The 16,544-nt window shown below is 66.5% G+C and carries 16 protein-coding genes and 1 riboswitch; of the genes, 3 read left to right on the top strand and 13 right to left on the bottom strand.

Annotation, left to right across the window (positions count from 1 at the left end; all coding sequences use genetic code 11):
• Positions 1-15: 15 nt before the first annotated feature.
• The 4 genes from fliS to G333_RS0108040 form a co-directional block, all read right to left on the bottom strand.
• The gene (gene fliS / locus G333_RS0108055; RefSeq protein ID WP_019567889.1) at positions 16-429 is read right to left on the bottom strand and encodes a flagellar export chaperone FliS; all 414 of its coding nucleotides are present in this window, start codon (positions 427-429) and stop codon (positions 16-18) included.
• A 40-nt stretch (positions 430-469) separates the two neighbouring features.
• The gene (gene fliD / locus G333_RS0108050; RefSeq protein WP_019628159.1) at positions 470-1,837 is read right to left on the bottom strand and encodes a flagellar filament capping protein FliD; all 1,368 of its coding nucleotides are present in this window, start codon (positions 1,835-1,837) and stop codon (positions 470-472) included.
• 1,036 nt (positions 1,838-2,873) lie between these two features.
• Entirely contained in the window at positions 2,874-3,299 is a 426-nt protein-coding gene (locus tag G333_RS15330) for a flagellar protein FlaG (RefSeq protein ID WP_255346820.1), read from the bottom strand.
• Between the two features lie 74 nt (positions 3,300-3,373).
• Positions 3,374-4,789, bottom strand: coding sequence for a flagellin (locus G333_RS0108040; RefSeq protein WP_019628158.1), 1,416 nt, complete (start codon positions 4,787-4,789; stop codon positions 3,374-3,376).
• Positions 4,790-5,710: 921 nt separating this feature from the next.
• Here G333_RS0108040 and G333_RS0108035 point away from each other — a divergent pair.
• Positions 5,711-6,010 carry a nucleotidyltransferase domain-containing protein gene (locus G333_RS0108035; protein ID WP_019628157.1) on the top strand — a complete coding sequence of 100 codons (300 nt, stop codon included), beginning with the start codon at positions 5,711-5,713 and terminating at the stop codon, positions 6,008-6,010.
• Positions 6,007-6,504: a hypothetical protein gene (locus G333_RS0108030; RefSeq protein WP_019628156.1), complete on the top strand. Its 498-nt coding sequence runs from the start codon at positions 6,007-6,009 to the stop codon at positions 6,502-6,504. The genes G333_RS0108035 and G333_RS0108030 overlap by 4 nt, the downstream gene beginning before the upstream one ends.
• A gap of 541 nt (positions 6,505-7,045) precedes the next feature.
• Here G333_RS0108030 and G333_RS0108025 read toward each other — a convergent pair.
• The gene (locus G333_RS0108025; protein ID WP_019628155.1) at positions 7,046-7,672 is read right to left on the bottom strand and encodes a YIP1 family protein; all 627 of its coding nucleotides are present in this window, start codon (positions 7,670-7,672) and stop codon (positions 7,046-7,048) included.
• A 138-nt stretch (positions 7,673-7,810) separates the two neighbouring features.
• Here G333_RS0108025 and G333_RS14300 point away from each other — a divergent pair, with 138 nt between their 5' ends.
• Entirely contained in the window at positions 7,811-7,996 is a 186-nt protein-coding gene (locus tag G333_RS14300) for a toxin-antitoxin system HicB family antitoxin (RefSeq protein ID WP_155986114.1), read from the top strand.
• An 11-nt stretch (positions 7,997-8,007) separates the two neighbouring features.
• On the opposite strand, the gene G333_RS0108015 is transcribed toward G333_RS14300, so the two are convergent.
• From G333_RS0108015 to bluB, 8 genes are all read right to left on the bottom strand, one after another.
• The gene (locus G333_RS0108015; protein ID WP_019628153.1) at positions 8,008-8,781 is read right to left on the bottom strand and encodes an adenosylcobinamide-GDP ribazoletransferase; all 774 of its coding nucleotides are present in this window, start codon (positions 8,779-8,781) and stop codon (positions 8,008-8,010) included.
• A gap of 223 nt (positions 8,782-9,004) precedes the next feature.
• Complete coding sequence (locus G333_RS0108010) at positions 9,005-9,568, bottom strand: histidine phosphatase family protein (RefSeq protein ID WP_019628152.1); 564 nt, start codon at positions 9,566-9,568, stop codon at positions 9,005-9,007.
• Positions 9,565-10,626, bottom strand: a complete 1,062-nt coding sequence (gene cobT, locus G333_RS0108005; RefSeq protein ID WP_019628151.1) for a nicotinate-nucleotide--dimethylbenzimidazole phosphoribosyltransferase — start codon at positions 10,624-10,626, stop codon at positions 9,565-9,567. The genes G333_RS0108010 and cobT overlap by 4 nt, the downstream gene beginning before the upstream one ends.
• Before the next feature lie 810 nt (positions 10,627-11,436).
• Positions 11,437-11,958, bottom strand: a complete 522-nt coding sequence (gene cobU, locus G333_RS0108000) for a bifunctional adenosylcobinamide kinase/adenosylcobinamide-phosphate guanylyltransferase (protein ID WP_019628150.1) — start codon at positions 11,956-11,958, stop codon at positions 11,437-11,439.
• Positions 11,955-13,439, bottom strand: a complete 1,485-nt coding sequence (locus tag G333_RS0107995; protein WP_019628149.1) for a cobyric acid synthase — start codon at positions 13,437-13,439, stop codon at positions 11,955-11,957. Before G333_RS0107995 ends, cobU begins: the two co-directional genes overlap by 4 nt.
• Positions 13,439-14,449, bottom strand: a complete 1,011-nt coding sequence (cobD, locus tag G333_RS0107990) for a threonine-phosphate decarboxylase CobD (protein WP_019628148.1) — start codon at positions 14,447-14,449, stop codon at positions 13,439-13,441. The genes G333_RS0107995 and cobD overlap by 1 nt, the downstream gene beginning before the upstream one ends.
• 10 nt (positions 14,450-14,459) lie before the next feature.
• The gene (gene cbiB / locus G333_RS0107985) at positions 14,460-15,362 is read right to left on the bottom strand and encodes an adenosylcobinamide-phosphate synthase CbiB (RefSeq protein ID WP_019628147.1); all 903 of its coding nucleotides are present in this window, start codon (positions 15,360-15,362) and stop codon (positions 14,460-14,462) included.
• Entirely contained in the window at positions 15,359-16,132 is a 774-nt protein-coding gene (gene bluB, locus G333_RS0107980; RefSeq protein WP_026340926.1) for a 5,6-dimethylbenzimidazole synthase, read from the bottom strand. The genes cbiB and bluB overlap by 4 nt, the downstream gene beginning before the upstream one ends.
• 92 nt (positions 16,133-16,224) lie before the next feature.
• A riboswitch (cobalamin riboswitch) is annotated at positions 16,225-16,489 on the bottom strand.
• Positions 16,490-16,544 lie beyond the last annotated feature (55 nt).

The raw sequence follows: 16,544 nt of genomic DNA, 5'->3' as shown, positions 1-16,544 counted from the left end.
GTCCATAGAGGGCTGTCAGCTCGCCCGGGCAACACGTTGTTCGGACGGAATATCGTCCCAGCCCGCCTTGATCTCGCGCAGCAGCTTGGCCACCTCGTCCAGTGCCGCCGGATCGTTCTTCGCGTTCGCCTCCAGCAGGCGGCGGCTCATGTACTCATAGAGCGAATCCAGGTTCCCGGCCAGCTCACCGTTGTGCTTGTGGTCCAGCACCGCCCGCAGGGACTCGACAATGTCGATCGCCTTGCCGATCTTCTCGCCCTTCAGGGCCACGTTGCCCTGCTGCATGGCACCCTTGGCCACGGCAATCCGCTCCAGCGCGCCCTCGAAGAGCATCTGGATCAGGCGGTACGGGTCCGCCACCTGGGCCTCGGCCAGTGCGCCCGACTGCCGGTACTGGTTCACTCCGCGATTCATGCCCGGTCCGTACATGCGTTGGTCTCCGTTATCCGTTCGCCCAACCCGGGGGCGACTATCGACGAGAATTGTTCTGGGCCAGCGGCATATTCGCCAGCTGCCCCATCAGAAAATCACCCGTGCTCTGCATCTGCGCCACGGCACTGTCCATCCGCGAGAACTGACCGACCAGTCGTTCTTCCATCCGCTCTAAGCGTACTTCCAGATTCTCGCGTTGCTGGCCAATGCGTTCCAGATCGTTGCGCAGACCGTCAGTGCGCGCATTGATCAACCCCTCCGGCCCGATAAAGCCATCGGTTACTTCCTGCATGCGCCCGCCGATCTCGCGCACGATCTCCGTGACACGGTCAAAACCGTCCGTCTCCATCGCACGGTCGAAGCGCGCGCCGTCAAAGGCCAGCGTCCCATCGCGGTTGGACACGATCCCAAGCTCCGCGAGCGTCTGGGCGTTCGCGTCCGGCACCTGGGCAGGCTGGATCAGCGCATTACCCAGGCGGCTGCGAATACCGCGAATCGTGCTGTCGCCCGTCAGTACCGAGCCTTCCTCGGAATCGGGGTTGAAGGAGGTCAACTCGCGGGTCTGCCCCACCAGAGAGTTGTAAGATTCCACAAACCCCTGCAGGGCCTCGCGCAACTGGTCCTGGTCTTCGCTCACGGAGACCGAAACGGGAGACTCGGACGTCCCGCGAAGCTCGATGTTCAGGCCCTCGATCGTATCGTCCAGCGTATTGGTCGAGCTGGTCACGGTCAGGCCATTGATCACCGCCACGGCATCCCGGGCTTCCTGAGTGGTTTCCAGGTTGTCGCTGGCCAGGCGGCCGAGACCCTCGTTCAGGGCCCCAGTGCCACCATTTACCGCGACCGAGATCGTGTTCTCGGCACCGGTTTCGGTTGCATTCAGCACCAGCCGCGCACCACTGCCGTCATTCACGATCGAGGCCGTCACACCGCCACCGGCCTCGTTGATCGCGTTGCGCACGTCACGGAGGGTATCGCCCTCCTCGACATCGATGGTGATGGCGTTCCCGCCACCCACGCTGATCTCCAGCTGGCCGGCACCCACCTCGGCATCCGCATCGGCGAACTGGCCCGCCGCCGTCGCCACGCTCTGGGCCTGCGCCAGCTGATCCACTTGCAAAGAGAAATTGCCGTTCGCCGCGGTGCCGTCAGAGGTCACGTTGGCCACGCTGGAGTCGGAAACTTCCGCGGACTGAGACAGCTCGAAGCCCGCCAACTGGCTCAAGCTCCCACCGACCTGCTCCACACTGTTGGTCAGGTTGCCGAACGCGGAGATCTGGGCCTCGATCCGCCCTTCGCGGCGATCGAAACGCTGCTCTTTCGGTACCCGCTCGGCATTGATCAGGTCACCGACGATCTGATTCAGATCCAGTCCCGATCCAACACCCAATGAACTGATGGCCATGGTCTTTCTGCTCCTCGGTGTCCGACGTCTCGAACCCTTTGCACGTGCGATATATCTCTTTACGACAGCCTAGCCCAAAACTTGAGGCCGCCGCAGGAAAACCGCCTCAAAATCGGTATGCCGCCCCCTGACTTGTTGCCCCGCAAAATCCCGTCATTGCGAGCGCAGCGAAGCAATCTCCAGAATCGGGCCCCCGCCCGCCACTCGAGCCTGCGACGAGCATCCCCCCTCCGTCATCCCGGAAACTGCGCAGCAGTTATCCGGGATCTCCACCGCGGAAGGTGGCACAACCGTCGGGGGCATCCCGGCGCACGAGATCCCGGCTCTCCGCTGCGCTTCGGCCGGGATGACGGGAAACGGCACGCGCATGAACCCGTATACACGAACCTTCGGGCTTGCCACCCAGCCGGCGTCATCCCGGAAACCGCGCAGCGGTTATCCGGGATCTCCGTCGCTGGAGATGGCACAAACGCCCGGGTGTTCGCACGTAGTGAGACCCCGGCTCTCCGCTACGCTCCGGCCGGGATGACGGAGAAGCGGCACGCGCATGAGCCCGTATACACGCACCTTCGGGCTTGCCACCCAGCCGGCGCGTCATCCCGGAAACCGCGCAGCGGTTATCCGGGATCTCCGTCGCTGGAGATGGCACAAACGCCCGGGTGTTCGCACGTAGTGAGATCCCGGCTCTCCGCTGCGCTCCGGCCGGGATGACGGAGAAGCGGCACGCGCATGAGCCCGTATACACGAACCTTCGGGCTTACCATCCAACCGGCGTCATCCCGGAAACCGCGCAGCGGTTATCCGGGATCTCCGTCGTTAGAGGTGGCACCGACGTCGGGGCGTCCCGGCGTCCGAGATCCCGGCTCTTCGTTTCGCTGCGGCCGGGATCACGCCAAGGGGCCGCGGCACGGATGACAGGAAAGGGGCGAGCGGGCCGTGGATCTGCGGCTGGCTGATGCTGACACAACGAAAAAAGCCGGACCCGCTGCCGGGCCCGGCTTAACTTGAACATCACGCTTACAGGTCTACGAAGCCGTCAGGCCTTGTCCGCCAGCCCCGTACCGCCGAGCTCCTGCTCGGTCTGGAACTGTTCCACCAGGGCCAGCACGGCCTCCGGCGGGATCTGGCGGATCACCTCTTCGCGTTCGCCGTCCATCACGGTAATCACCGTGCGGCCGCTGCTGTCGTCCACGCTGAACTCCAGCGCCCGCTTGGTGGATTGCAGGTAGGAATTGATCGACTCGACCACCTGATTGACCTCGTCCATATCCATGGCCTCAATCGCCGGTCCGGTGGAACCACGAGCCGTTGATTCCGTATTATTGTCCGCACGAACCACGGCCTCCGGCCGCCCTTCGCCACGAACAAGACCCGCGCCGGAACCAGGAGCCTTGGCCCCCTCGCCCCCGCGCGGGTTCACTGCCACCAGCGGTGATGTGATATTGCCGATTCCATCACTCATATCGCTGTCCTCTTCAGAAGGAGAGGATGGCGCTCGCGCCACCCTCCCTCAACCAGAAGCCCGAGTGATCGAGCTTACTGCAGCAGGGCCAGCACGTTCTGCGGAACCGCATTGGCCTGCGACAGCACCGAGGTACCCGCCTGCTGCAGCACCTGGGCACGGGTCAGCTCGGCCGTCTCGGACGCGAAGTCCGCATCCATGATGCGGGAACGGGCAGCCGACAGGTTCTCGGAGGAGATCTCCAGGTTGGCGATGGTGTTCTCGAAGCGCACCTGCACCGCACCCAATTCGGAACGCAGCGTCGAAACCTGCTGCAACGCCAGATCGACCGTACCAATCGTCTCCGTGGCGTCCTCGCGAGTCGCAACGCTCACATCATTCAGCGTCCGGGTATCTGCATTGTCATTGTCAAACCCCAGTTCGCCCGCAGCGTCGCCGCCCACTTCAATCCCGGTACCGATAGCGGCTTGCAAGTCGATGCCCTGAACAAATTCGGCGGTGTCGTCATTAGTGTCAAGCTCACCAATCGCCAGACTGGTGTTATCACCACCAATATCGGTCACCTCGATGGTGAAGTCCGAGTCGGAAGTAAAGACCAGTTCATTGTCGACGTTCTCAGCCGTCACGCCAGTCTCGCTCGATTGAGCGTTGATCGCGGCGACTGCATCATCGATATCCGAGTCTGCAGCAATGACAATCTCGGTACCGTTAATTTCGATCGTTGCGTCATTGGTACCCGCAGTACCATCAGGCCCGGTAAAGCTAAGCGCTTCCGTCACAACCGGACCACTACTCCGCTCAGCGCTAACGCCAGTGTCATCCGACATGGCATTAATGGCTGCAACGATGTCGTCAAAGCTCGAAACGCCATCAAGACTGACACTTTCACCGTTGATGGTCAGGTCATCCGAGAGCTCGGAGAAGTCAGAGCCGTTCGACAGCGCCGCGGCATCAATCGCGACGCCATCCATCACGTCTGCCCCAAGTTCAGAACCTCGGGCATCAACGCCATCCACCGAGATCGTCTGGTTCTGGTTCGCGCCTACCTGGAACACCAGGTTTTCGAGTGCACCATTCAGGATGTTTTCACCGTTGAACTCGGTGGAATTGGCTACCCGGTTGATCTCTTCAACGAGCTGGTTCACCTCGTTGTTCAGCGCCTCACGGTCGGAACTGGAGTTCGTGTCGTTCGCCGCCTGAACCGCCAGTTCACGAATACGCTGCATCGCGTCACTCACGGTACCCAGCGCCCCTTCGGCGGACTGTGCAAACGAAATCCCGTCATTCGCATTACGCGCCGCCTGATTCAGGCCGCGGATCTGGGAAGTGAAACGCTCGGAAATGGCCAGACCGGCCGCGTCGTCCTTGGCGCTGTTGATACGCAGGCCCGAGGACAGACGCTCCAGGCTCTGAGCCAGCGCACCCTGGGAGTTGTTCAGGTTGCGCTGCGCGTTCAGGGAAAGAACGTTGGTGTTAATTACTTGGGACATGATCGCTCTCCTGTAGAGTCGTTCGTCACCGCCTCGGGCGGTTCTGGTGAACGGGTTGATCCCCGCTCTCAGAAGCCTTAACGACCCTCACCCAGGAACCTTTAGCCCTTCATCGAAATTTTTTTCGTCCGGCGGCAATTCCTTGCCGCCCCTAGTTCCTCCGGCCGCGAAACCGTAACGCCCCGCACCAATGCCCAGCCATTATCCGGACCGCACTCCGACCACCATGGCCTTCTCGGTCATCCCGGCCGCAGCCCCCTGTCCGTCATCCCGGCCGTAGCGAAGCGAAGAGCCGGGATCTCCCCACGCGCGAACACCCCGACGTCTGCGCCACATTCAGCGGCGGAGATCCCGGATAACCGCTGCGCGGTTTCCGGGATGACGGGGGCTGGGTGGGCAATCCGACGGATGGGTGGCCATTCCAAACGTGCCTGCATCTATCCAGGCCATATCCACGCCATTATCCCGTCGGCACCCTTCCTCGCCGTCATCCCGACCGCAATGCCCCCTACATGTCATCCCGGCCGTAGCGGAGCGGAGAGCCGGGATCTCCCCACGTGCGAACACCCGGACGCTTGTGCCGGCTCCAACGGCGGAGATCCCGGATAACCGCTCCGCGGTTTCCGGGATGACGGGGGTGGGTGGGCAATCCGACGGATGGGTGGCCATTCCAAACGTGCTTGCATCTATCCAGGCCATATCCACGCCATTATCCCGTCGGCACCCTTCCTCGCCGTCATCCCGACCGCAAGGCCCCCTACACGTCATCCCGGCCGCAGCGCAGCGGAGAGCCGGGATCTCCTCATGCGCGAACACCCCGACGTCTGTGCCACCTCCAACGGCGGAGATCCCGGATAACCGCTGCGCGGTTTCCGGGATGACGTGGAGGGCATGTCGGCAGGGGCTTGATATACTTGAGCGATGCGCCTGACGGACGAACAACAGACGATCATCCGCGAGGAAGTGGCCCGTGCATTCGGGCCGGATGCTCGCGTGAAGCTGTTCGGCTCGCGCGTGGACGATGCCGCGCGTGGCGGCGACATCGACCTCTACATCGAGGCGGACGGCACACCGGATGAACTGCTGGACCAGGAACTGCGCCTGTACGTGGCACTGCAACGCCGACTGGGCGAACGCCGTGTGGATATCGTCGTGCATCCACGCGGCACTCCGCACCGCCCCATCGATACGCATGCCGACCGGACGGGGGTGGCCCTGTGACCGCTACGACGCCACAGCAACGACTCGCACGGCTCATTGATCTGGTTGATCGTGAGGATGAGCACCTGCTCGCCGTACGCGAACGCCTGCTGGAAGGCGATTGCACAGTCGGTCCCGAACGCGTTCAGGGCATCCTTGCCACGGACACCGGGGTCGATCGCCTGGAGTCCTTCGGCGCGAAGTTCGGCCGCATGCAGGACACGATCATGGACAAACTCGTCCCCACATTTCTTGCCTGCGCCGGGGAAAACACGGGACCGGCCATCGACAACCTGGCACGTCTGGAGAAGCTCGACCTCCTCCAGGACGCCGACGCCTGGCTACAAATGCGCCAGCTGCGCAACCGCCTGGTCCATGAATACATGGAGAGGCCCGCCGACCTGGCCCCGGCCCTCCAACGCGCCTGCCGCTTCACCGACCAGATGCACGCCGACTACCACGCACTGCGCACCTACGCGCAGGATCACCTGAAGATCGGACCGGCTGGCCTTTAAGATCTCAAAGCCGCTGGCTATCCCTCGCCTCATCCCGACCGCCCCGACTACTCGAGCCCGGCCGCACCGCCCCCCTTCCCGGCATCACGGCCGCAGCGCTCGCCTTCTCGTCACCCCGGCCGTAGCGAAGCGAAGAGCCGGGATCTCCACACGCGGGAACGGCTCGATGTCAGTGCCAGCTCCAACGGCGGAGATCCCGGATAACCGCTGCGCGGTTTCCGGGATGACGGGGGCTGGTGGTTATTCCGAGGGTTGGGTGGTCACTCCAAACGTGCGTGTATCCATCCAGCCCGCATCCCCTGGCCTTTGTCCCGGCGGGCTACCCCCTCACCGTCACCTCGGCAGCAGCGCTCCCCTTACCGTCATCCCGGCCGTAGCGGAGCGGAGAGCCGGGGTCTCCATACGCGGGAACGGCCCGAGTCAGTGCCAGATCCAACGGCGGAGATCCCGGATAACCGCTGCGCGGTTTCCGGGATGACGGGGTGTGTGCGCGGCGACTGGTGTAACGGTCACAGGCGCGGATTGTCATGGCTGGCGCGGGCTAGAGCAGCCAGGTGGTGCCGATGCGGTGGTCGGGGGTGGCACCGGGGATCAGGTCCATCAGGAGCCAGCCGAAAATGAGGGTGATGAAGGCGCCGCAGAAGATGGTGGCCACGAACAGGCCGATCCGGTTGCCGCGGCGCAGGCCGATGATCTCGCGCAGCGACCAGTAGAGCAGCCAGAGGGAATACAGGATCAGCAACAAGGCGATGCCGTTGCCCCAGGGCCAGGGGAACGCGGCGACCACCTTGCCGACCCAGGCGGGCAACAGCCCGATCGTGACGGCGAGCATCGCACGGTCCGGGTGCGAGTAGCCCTGGAACAGCTCGGTCAGGTAGTGCGCGGACCAGGCCATCCCCAGCACCCCGATGCTCATCGCCAGCACGCTATAAACGCCAAAGCCCCAGGCGCCCGGCATGGCCTCGGGCGGCAGGCCGGTAGGGATCACCTGGTAAAGCCATTGGCTCGCGACCACGCTCACAAGCAGCACCGGCAACGCCAGCCAAAGGAATGTCTGCCACCACGGCGGGGCGGGTTCGATTGCCCGCGCATCGCGCACCGCCCCAAGCGGGTTTACGAGCGCACGCAGGGTCATGCGGGCCGGATTGAGTGTCACGGGAACAGTCATCGCCGAAGTATGTGGCAATTACGTGACCATTCGATGACAGCTTTTGCTAGCTTCGGACATGCATCCTCTGGTCCTGAGCGCGGAGACGCTGCATTGGCTCGATTGACGATTCGTTTTCCGGACGACTAGAACGAACGGCTGAAGGCGCTGGCACGCGAACGTGGGACCAGCGTGAACCGCCTTGTCGACGAGATGGCCACGCTGCTGATTGCGGAGCACGATGCGGAGACCCGTTTCCGGGTGCGCGCCCAGCGTGGTCAGGGTCGGGAGCAAGAAGGTCTGGCGCTGCTGGACAAGGCGATGGGGAACACCTCGCCTCATTGAGAGGCGACTCCCTAATGCAGGGCGAGCACGAGCGCCATGACGGTAATCGCCACCAGTTCCACGACCTCCAGGGTGGCGCCGGCCGTGTCTCCGGTGAAACCGCCGAGCCAGCGACGCAGGAAGGCGGCGATGGCGAACACCAAGGCCAGCGCAACGGCCAGGCCCAGGATCAGGCCCCAAACGCCGGTGACCAGCGCCAGTAGCAGGATCAGTACACCGGTGGCTACCAGCACCATCTGGGCGGGGCTACGCGGCAGGTGTGCAGCCATCTCGGCACCCAGGCCCTGCTCCCGCACATAGGGCACCAGCAGAAACAGCCCGGTGAGCGCCGCGCGCCCCAGCACGATGGCGACCAGCAACGCGATCCAGGCACCCGTCTCCACCACAGTTACCAGGGCTGCGAACTTGATCAGCAGCACCAGGATCAGCGCCGCCACTGCCATCGGGCCGCTGGTCGGGTCCTTCATGATGGCCTGGGCCCGCTCCGGGTCCTGATGGCTGCCGACCCAGGCATCCACCGTGTCCGCCAGGCCGTCCAGGTGCAGCGCACCCGTCAGACCGACCCATAACGCGAGCACCAGTGCCGCGACCAAGAGCGGCGGCGTGCCGGGTATGGCCGCCAGCGCGATACCGACCAGCACCACGAGCAGGCCCAGGATCAGACCGACCAGTGGATAAGCCAGCACCGAACGGCCCAGGTCGGCCGGCTGCGGGTCTAGCACGGGGGTGGGCAGGCGGGTGAGGAATTGGAGGGCCAGCCAGAAGGGTTTAAGCACGGCGCTCATTTGGGTGCCCAGTCGGACTTTGACGGGAGGTATTCGCGGCCAGGGCCGCTCCCGCAGGGGGCTAGGCCACCGAAGGTCCTCGACATAGTTGTGGGAGCGGCCTTGGCCGCGAAGCCCCTGCCCGCGCCAGACTTTGGCAGGGGCTTCGCGTGCAAGCACGCTCCCACAAGAGCCCTCACAAGGCCACCCACAGGGTCTTGGCGCATCGGGGGCGGGAGATTCATCAATAGGGGTGCCATGGCTCGACAATATGCAGGGAGGCGAGCGGGACGTCGATGCCGAGCAGCTTCTCCAGCGGCCAGCCCTCGCGCAGGGCACGGATCAGGCGAATGACGCCGCCGTGCGCGATCACGAGCACGCGCTCGCCTTCGTCGGGCGCCAGGTCATTCCAGCCGGCGACGACGCGAGCGCGAAACTCCTGGAGCGACTCACCGTTGGGGGGCGAGTGATTCACCGGGTCCTGCCAGAAACGGCCCAGTGCATCGGCATCCGTCTCCATCAGCGCCGCCGCCGTGCGGCCTTCCCAGTCGCCGAAGTCGAGTTCGGCCAGGCGGTCGTCGACGGCGAGCGGTACACCGGCCTCTTCCGCAAACGCCTGTGCCGGGGCGCGGCAACGTATCAGCGGCGAGCAGACAATGCGATCCCAGACACTACCTCCGGCCAGAGCATCACGCATCGTGGTCCACCCGGCCTCGGTCAGCGGGACATCGCTCCCTCGGCCGCAGAAGCCGTTGCCAGTCGTTTCCCCGTGGCGCAGCAGGCCGATTTGGGCGTGGCGGATAGTCAACTGGCCTCTCCGCTGACACCCGCCTCGGCGAAGGTTGCCATGCCGGAGTGCAGCTCGCAGGCCAGACGCAGCAGGGGCACGGCCGTGGCGGCCCCGCTCCCCTCGCCCAGGCGCATGCCGAGATCCAGCAGCGGCTCGGCCTCCAGCGCCGCCAGCAGGCGCTGATGACCCGGCTCCGCCGAGGTATGGGCATAGAAGAACCAGTCCGCCGTGCCCGGGCACAGGCGCTCGGCCACCAGCGCCGCCGAGGTGCTGATGAAGCCGTCCACCAGCACCGGCAGGCCGATCTGGGCGGCCGCGATATACGCCCCGGCGAGCCCCGCAATCTCGAAGCCACCCAGGCAGCGCAGGCTGCCGAGTGCGTCGCCCCGCACGGCCGCATGGGTCTGGAGCGCCTGCTCGATGACCTCGGCCTTGTGCCGCACCCCGTTCGCGTCCAGGCCCGTGCCGGGGCCGGCCAGATCGGCGGGCGGTAGATCCAGCAGGGAACAGGCCAGCGCAGCAGCGGAGGTCGTGTTGCCGATCCCCATCTCGCCGCCGACGAACATCTGGGCGCCGCTGCGCCGGGCGCGTTCCGCGCACTGGCGGCCGGCGTTCAGGGCACGTTCCAGCTGCGCCGGCGTCATCGCCGGCTCGCGGGCCAGGTTCGCGGTGCCGGGGCCCAGGTTCAGTTGCTGCACACCGCTAACAGCGGGCGGCTCCGCGACCGTGCCCAGGTTGATCACCTCGATGGAGGCGCCCAGGTACCGCGCGAGCACCGAGATTGCCGCCCCGCCCGTCGCGAAATTCGCGACCATCTGCGCCGTCACCGCCTGCGGAAAGCGCGAGATGCCCTCGGCCACCACGCCATGATCGCCGGCAAACACCGCGATGTGGACGTTCTCCAGCCCGGGCTTCTCCACGCCCTGCATCCCGGCAAGGCGTTCGGCGATCGCCTCCAGTTGCCCGAGCGACCCGGGCGGTTTGGTCAGCTGGGCCTGCCGTTCAGCCGCGGCCTGCCGGGCGGCGGCGTCCAGGGTTGCCGGCGGCACCTGCAGCCAGTCACAGTCTTCAGTCAATTGTTGGTCCTCATTGGTCTCTCGTGCGCGCTCTGCCACTTTCCTTCATCCCGGCCTATGACTCCTCGCCATCCCGACCGGCTACTTCCCGTCATCCCGGCCGCAGCGAAGCGAAGAGCCGGGATCTCCCACGCGGGAACACCCCGACGTCTGCGCCACCTCTCACGACGAAGATCCCGGATAACCGCTGCGTGGTTTCCGGGATGACGACGTTGGGGGAGCATCCGAATGTCTGGAACTGGAATCCTGGCCGCCCGCCCATCTGTCATGCCGGCCCATTGCTTTTCGTGATCCCGGCCATCCATTGCCCGTCTTCGCCAACCACTTCCCGTCATCCCGGCCGTAGCGAAGCGAAGAGCCGGGATCTCCCACGCGGGAACACCCCGACGTCTGCGCCATCATCCCACGACGAAGATCCCGGATAACCGCTGCGCGGTTTCCGGGATGACGACGTTGGGGGGAACATCCGAATGTCTGGACCAGGAATCCTGGCCGTCCGCCCACATGACATACCGGCCCATTACTCCTCGCCCTCCCGGCCGTAAGCGGTTCCCTTGTTGTCATCCTGGCCGCAGCGAAGCGGAGAGCCGGGATCTCCCCACGCCAGGGGTACCCCCTGACGTCCGTGCCACCTGCCAACGGTGGAGATCCCGGATAACTGCTGCGCAGTTTCCGGGATGACGAGGGTTGGGTGACCGAAGGACGGCTGGGGTCGGGATGCTGCGGTGGTGCCGGCCTGCCGGCGTGCTTGTCTATGTGCCTCGAGGGCAGAATGCATCCTGGAGGGTGGAATGCATGTATGCCGGTTTGTCACAGCGGGTCTCCCTTGAGGACGTGCGGGAGGCCGGCGACGGTGAGGACGACGCGGTCCATCGTTGGGGCCAAGCGCTGGTGGAGCCAGCCGGCCTCGTCGGCGAAGCGGCGGGACAGTGCGTCCATGGGCGTGATCCCCATGCCGGTCTCGTTGGAGACGAATACCAACGTGCCCGGCAGGCGCGGAACGGTCTCGATCAGGGCCTCGCGTTCACGCTCGATCCGGCCCTCGTCATCGGTGCACAGGAGCTGGGTCAGCCACAGGGTCAGGCAATCCACCAGCAGGCACTGCTCCGGTCCAGCGGCCTGCTCCAGCGCCCGGGCCAGGCCCGTGCCCGCCTCGACGAGGCCCCAGTCTCCGGGCCGGTCGGCGCGGTGGCGCTCGATCCGGCGCGCCATCTCGGCGTCGTCGGCGCGCGCCGTCGCCACGTAGGTCACGGGCAGGCCGCTGGCCGCCGCCAGTTGTTCTGCCAGCCGGCTCTTGCCCGAGCGCACGCCACCCAGTACCAGGGTCTTCATGCGACTGGCTCCTTCGGTTCGGCTTGCAGAAGGGTCAGTATGTATTTCATATCCATGTGTTCTTCCAGAGAATCGGCCAGGCGCTTCAGGCCGCGCTCCCGCGCCGTTGCCAGGTCTTCCCCGGTCTCCATCCCGCTGCGCATCCCCGCCCAGTGCAGCAAGGCCTCGGCGGCGTCCGATGTATCGAACACGCCGTGGACATAGGTGCCGGCCACCGCGTCATCCGCACTACGCGCGCCATCCGGGCCGTGTTCCAGGTGCAGTAGCGGCCGCTCCAGGCCCGGACCGGTCGTCACGCCCGCATGGATCTCGTAACCTTCTACGCCGGCTTCTCGGTCCAGTACGCGATCTCCGCGAACCCTCTCCAGGTGCTTCTCGGGTGCGAGCCGGGTCTCGATATCCAGCCAGCCCAGCGCCGGGGTGAAGCCCGGCTGGCCCTCGACCCCATCGGGATCATGCACGGAACGGCCCAGCATCTGGAACCCGCCGCAGATCCCCAGTACCTTGCCTCCGTAGCGCACATGCCGCTCCAGCGCGGCCTCCCAGCCCTGTTCGCGCAGCCAGGCGAGGTCATCACGCACGGCCTTCGAGCCCGGCAGGATGACCAGATCGGCGGGCTGCAACGACTCGCCCGGCCCCACAAAGCGCAGGTCCACCGCCGGATGCAGGCGCAGCGAATCGAAATCCGTGTGGTTGGAGATGCGCGGCAGTGCCGGCACGACCACCTTCAGGGCGTCCGCGGCCTTTTCCGGCATCGCCTCGCGCGGCAGCGCGTCCTCGGCATCCAGATAAAGCCCGTGCAGGTACGGAATCACGCCGAGCACCGGCTTTCCGGTCTCCTGTTCCAGCCAGTCCAGGCCGGGTTGCAGCAGGCCGATATCGCCGCGAAAGCGGTTGATCACGAAGCCCTGCACCCGCGCGCGCTCCGTCTCGCTTAAAAGCGCCAGCGTGCCCACCAAGTGCGCGAACACCCCGCCCCGGTCGATATCCGCGACCAGGATCACCGGGCAGTCCACGGCCTCGGCAAAGCCCATGTTGGCAATGTCGCCGGCACGCAGGTTGATCTCGGCTGGCGATCCCGCGCCCTCGACGAGGACGTGGTCGTACTGTGCGGTCAGGCGGCCATGCGATGCCAGCACCGCCTCGCGCGCCACTGGCTTGTAGTCGTGGTAGGCCCGGGCATCCAGATCCGCCGCCGGCCGGCCGTGGATGATGACCTGCGCCCCCTGGTCCGAGCTGGGCTTCAGCAGCACGGGGTTCATGTCGGTGTGCGGGTCCAGGCCGCAGGCCGCCGCCTGCAGGGCCTGGGCGCGCCCGATCTCGCCACCGTCGGCCGTGACCGCGCTGTTCAGCGCCATGTTCTGCGGCTTGAACGGCACCACCGACAGCCCGCGCCGGTGCAGCACGCGCGCCAGCCCCGCCACCAGCACGCTCTTGCCGGCATCCGAGGTCGTGCCCTGCACCATCAGCGACGTGCCCATCAGGATGATGCCCCCAGCGCCTGCTCCAGGCGCTTCCATTCGTGTTCCTGCCCCGGCAGGCCAAAACGAAGGCTGCCCGGCTCATCAAACCGCCGCACGAGGATGCCCTGCGCGCCCAGGTGATCCTGCCAGCCCGCGGGATCGTCCACGCGGCACCACTGAAACAGCGCGGTGCCGCCGGCGGGTTCCAGCCCCTGGTCGCGCAGCAAGTCCGCCAGGCGCTGGCCACGCGCCTGGAGCATGCCGCGTGTCTCGGCCTGCCAGGTCCGATCCGACAGCGCCTGGGTGGCGATCCAGCGGGACGGTCCGGCAAGACCCCACGGGCCCATCCGGGCGGCCAGTCGCGTGCGCAGCGCGTCCTCCGCAATGACAAACCCCACGCGCGCCCCGGCCAGCCCGAAGAACTTGCCCAGCGAGCGCAGCACCACCAGCCCTTCGCGCGGCGCGTCCTTCGCCAGGCTCTCCTCCGGTGTCACGTCCATGAACGCCTCGTCCACGATCAGCCAGCCGCCGCGCGCGGCCAGGGCCGCATGCCACGCCAGCAGGTCCGCGCGGTCGAACCGTTGCCCGGTCGGGTTATTGGGGTTGACCAGCACCAGCACGTCCAGGCCGGGCAATGCGGCCTCGATCGAATCCCCGTTCAGCGGGACGACGTCATGCCCGGCCCCGTGCCAGGCCCGGGCGTGCTCGTTGTAGCTGGGCTCGAGTATGCCCACGCGCGAAGGGCCTTCCCGTAGCGCGGGCAGCAGCTGGATCGCGGCCTGGGAACCGGGCACCGGCAACAGCGCCCCGGTCCCGTAATAGGCGGCGGCTGCGGCCTCCAGGCCGTCGTCCGGTTCCGGCAGGCGCGCCCAGGTCCCTGGCGGCAGCTCACCCGCGTGGTAGCCATGCGGGTTGATGCCCGTGGAGAGATCCAGCCAGTCGGCCTCGGGGATCCCGTAGCGCGCAGCCGCCTGACGGATACCGCCCCCGTGTACCTGGATCAGTGCCTTCGGCTCCGGCGTCTGCATCGATTGGGCCTCAGAACAGGACAACGACAATCACCCCGGCCACAATGAAGGCCATCCAGATGGCCAGCGCACGATCCAGCAGCTCAACCGCCTGGCGAATGCCCGCCGCGTCCGGCATGCGGCCCATCCCCAGACGGGGTCGCCACTCGCGCTGCCCGCCATAGGGCGCCGCTCCGCCCAGGACCACGCCCAGCGCACCCGCCCCTGCGGCCATCACCGGCCCCGCATTCGGGCTCTTCCAGCCGGCGGCCTGCTCGCGCCAGCACTGCAGCGCGTCCCGGCCACGACCGGCCAGGGCATAGCCCAGTGCCGTCAGGCGGGCGGGGATCAGGTTCATGGCATCGTCCAGGCGCGCGGCGGCCCAGCCAAACGAGCGAAACCGGTCATTGCGATAGCCCCACATCGCATCCAGCGTGTTCACCAGGCGATAAGCCACCACGCCCGGCGCGCCAGCCACCAGGAACCAGAAGATCGTGGCGAACAGTGCGTCGTTGCCGTTTTCCAGCACCGACTCGATGGTCGCGCCACTCACCCCACGCTCGTCCAGGGCCGCCGTGTCGCGACTGACCAGCATGCCGACGCCGGTGCGCGCGCCACACAGGTCATCCTTATCCAGGGCCTCGGCCACCACCTCCGCATGCTCGTCCAGGCTGCGCCAGCCAATCGCCAGCGTCAGGATCGCCAGCGTCAGAAGCCAGCCCCAGGCCAACGAGGTGCCCAGTGCGGCCAGCACCACCCAGGGCAGGACCAGCGCCGCGAGAAGGAGCGCTCCGCGTACACGACTCGGCGCATGCCAGCGGGATTCGGCCCAGGCCGCGAGCTGGCCGAATCCGGCCAGCGGATGGAACCGCCGTGGGTCGCCCAACAGTCGGTCCAGGATCAGGGCGCCGATCAGGATCAGAAAGGTACTCATGTGTTGCCACCCCCGGATGGCCCATCCGGACGCGCGGCGGATTCCCGCACAACCGTGGGCAAGCCCAGCTCGCACGGCGCACCCCAGCGATCCTGGAACACCAGGTCTTCCAGCGGTCGCCGGCTGTCCCAGCCTGCGGTCTCCAGCATCGGCCGGTCATAGAAGCGCTCCACATGCCCCAGGCACAGCACCGCGATCGGGTACCCGCCTTCGGGCATGTCCAGCCGATTGGCCAGCCAGTCCGGATCGAACAGGGAGACCCAGCCCATGCCCAGGCCCTCGGCGCGGGCGGCCAGCCACAGGTTCTGGATCGCACAGGCGGCGGAACAGAGGTCCATCTCGGGGAGCGTCCGCCGGCCGAGCACGTAGCGCTCGCGGCCATCGGTCAGGGCCACGACCAGTAACTCGCCCGCCTCGCGGATGCCCTCCAGCTTCAAGCGATGCACCTCCGCCGCGCGCTCGCCACAGGCCTCGGCGGTGCGCGCCTGTTCATCCGCCGCGTGGGCGTGGAGCGCTTCGCGCACCGCCGGGTCGGTAATGCGCAGGAAGCGCCAGGGCTGCATATAGCCCACGCTCGGCGCGCGATGCGCCGCCTCGAGCAGCCGCCGCAACACCGCTGGATCGACCGGGTCCGGCCGAAAATGGCGCATATCCCGGCGTTCCGCGATCACGCGATAGACGGCCGCAAGCTCATCTTGGGAAAATCCCGAACCCCCGGCATCAGCGCCCGGGCAGGAAGGGTTCTCATTGGCGGGTAACTCGGACTGCATCGGCTTACCGTCAGGGGGACACGACGCGGATGCAGAAGGATCGGGGTGTGGCCACAGGGGCCCGCACGTACCGACCCTCGCCCACCGCGCGGTCGCAGAAACATCGTCCAGGCCGGTCTCCGGGCTCGCGAGGCCCCGGCAACCCGGGGCGGCAAGTCGCCTTCCCGGGCCGCGTTCGGCCCAGTGGCTTTCGACTTGTCGAGGTCCGAGCGGCCTGCGGAAGCACCCCTCGAACCCACTCGCTTACCGTTGCGGGGGCAGCGTCGGAATGGGGCTGCGGAGGATCTCGCGCCTGCACCGACTTCCCGTTTAACCCGCGCGATCAGTCGCCCGGGCACCTGGTAGCAAGCCGCCAATCATACGCGGCAAGCCCACTGCCGACCAATTGACGCTCCGAGGCGTCCCAGGCTTG

This window comes from Thioalkalivibrio sp. AKL10 (assembly GCF_000381845.1).
GTDB classification, from domain to species: Bacteria; Pseudomonadota; Gammaproteobacteria; order Ectothiorhodospirales; family Ectothiorhodospiraceae; genus Thioalkalivibrio; species Thioalkalivibrio versutus.
This window is presented reverse-complemented; position numbering and strand designations above follow the sequence as displayed.

Coding starts and splice junctions, on each gene's coding strand:
- fliS (WP_019567889.1), bottom strand. CDS start 429: ATGTACGGACCGGGCATGAATCGCGGAGTGAACCAGTACCGGCAGTCG.
- fliD (WP_019628159.1), bottom strand. CDS start 1,837: ATGGCCATCAGTTCATTGGGTGTTGGATCGGGACTGGATCTGAATCAG.
- G333_RS15330 (WP_255346820.1), bottom strand. CDS start 3,299: ATGAGTGATGGAATCGGCAATATCACATCACCGCTGGTGGCAGTGAAC.
- G333_RS0108040 (WP_019628158.1), bottom strand. CDS start 4,789: ATGTCCCAAGTAATTAACACCAACGTTCTTTCCCTGAACGCGCAGCGC.
- G333_RS0108035 (WP_019628157.1), top strand. CDS start 5,711: ATGCGCCTGACGGACGAACAACAGACGATCATCCGCGAGGAAGTGGCC.
- G333_RS0108025 (WP_019628155.1), bottom strand. CDS start 7,672: ATGACTGTTCCCGTGACACTCAATCCGGCCCGCATGACCCTGCGTGCG.
- G333_RS0108015 (WP_019628153.1), bottom strand. CDS start 8,781: ATGAGCGCCGTGCTTAAACCCTTCTGGCTGGCCCTCCAATTCCTCACC.
- cobU (WP_019628150.1), bottom strand. CDS start 11,958: ATGAAGACCCTGGTACTGGGTGGCGTGCGCTCGGGCAAGAGCCGGCTG.
- G333_RS0107995 (WP_019628149.1), bottom strand. CDS start 13,439: ATGGGCACGTCGCTGATGGTGCAGGGCACGACCTCGGATGCCGGCAAG.
- cobD (WP_019628148.1), bottom strand. CDS start 14,449: ATGCAGACGCCGGAGCCGAAGGCACTGATCCAGGTACACGGGGGCGGT.
- cbiB (WP_019628147.1), bottom strand. CDS start 15,362: ATGAGTACCTTTCTGATCCTGATCGGCGCCCTGATCCTGGACCGACTG.
- bluB (WP_026340926.1), bottom strand. CDS start 16,132: ATGCAGTCCGAGTTACCCGCCAATGAGAACCCTTCCTGCCCGGGCGCT.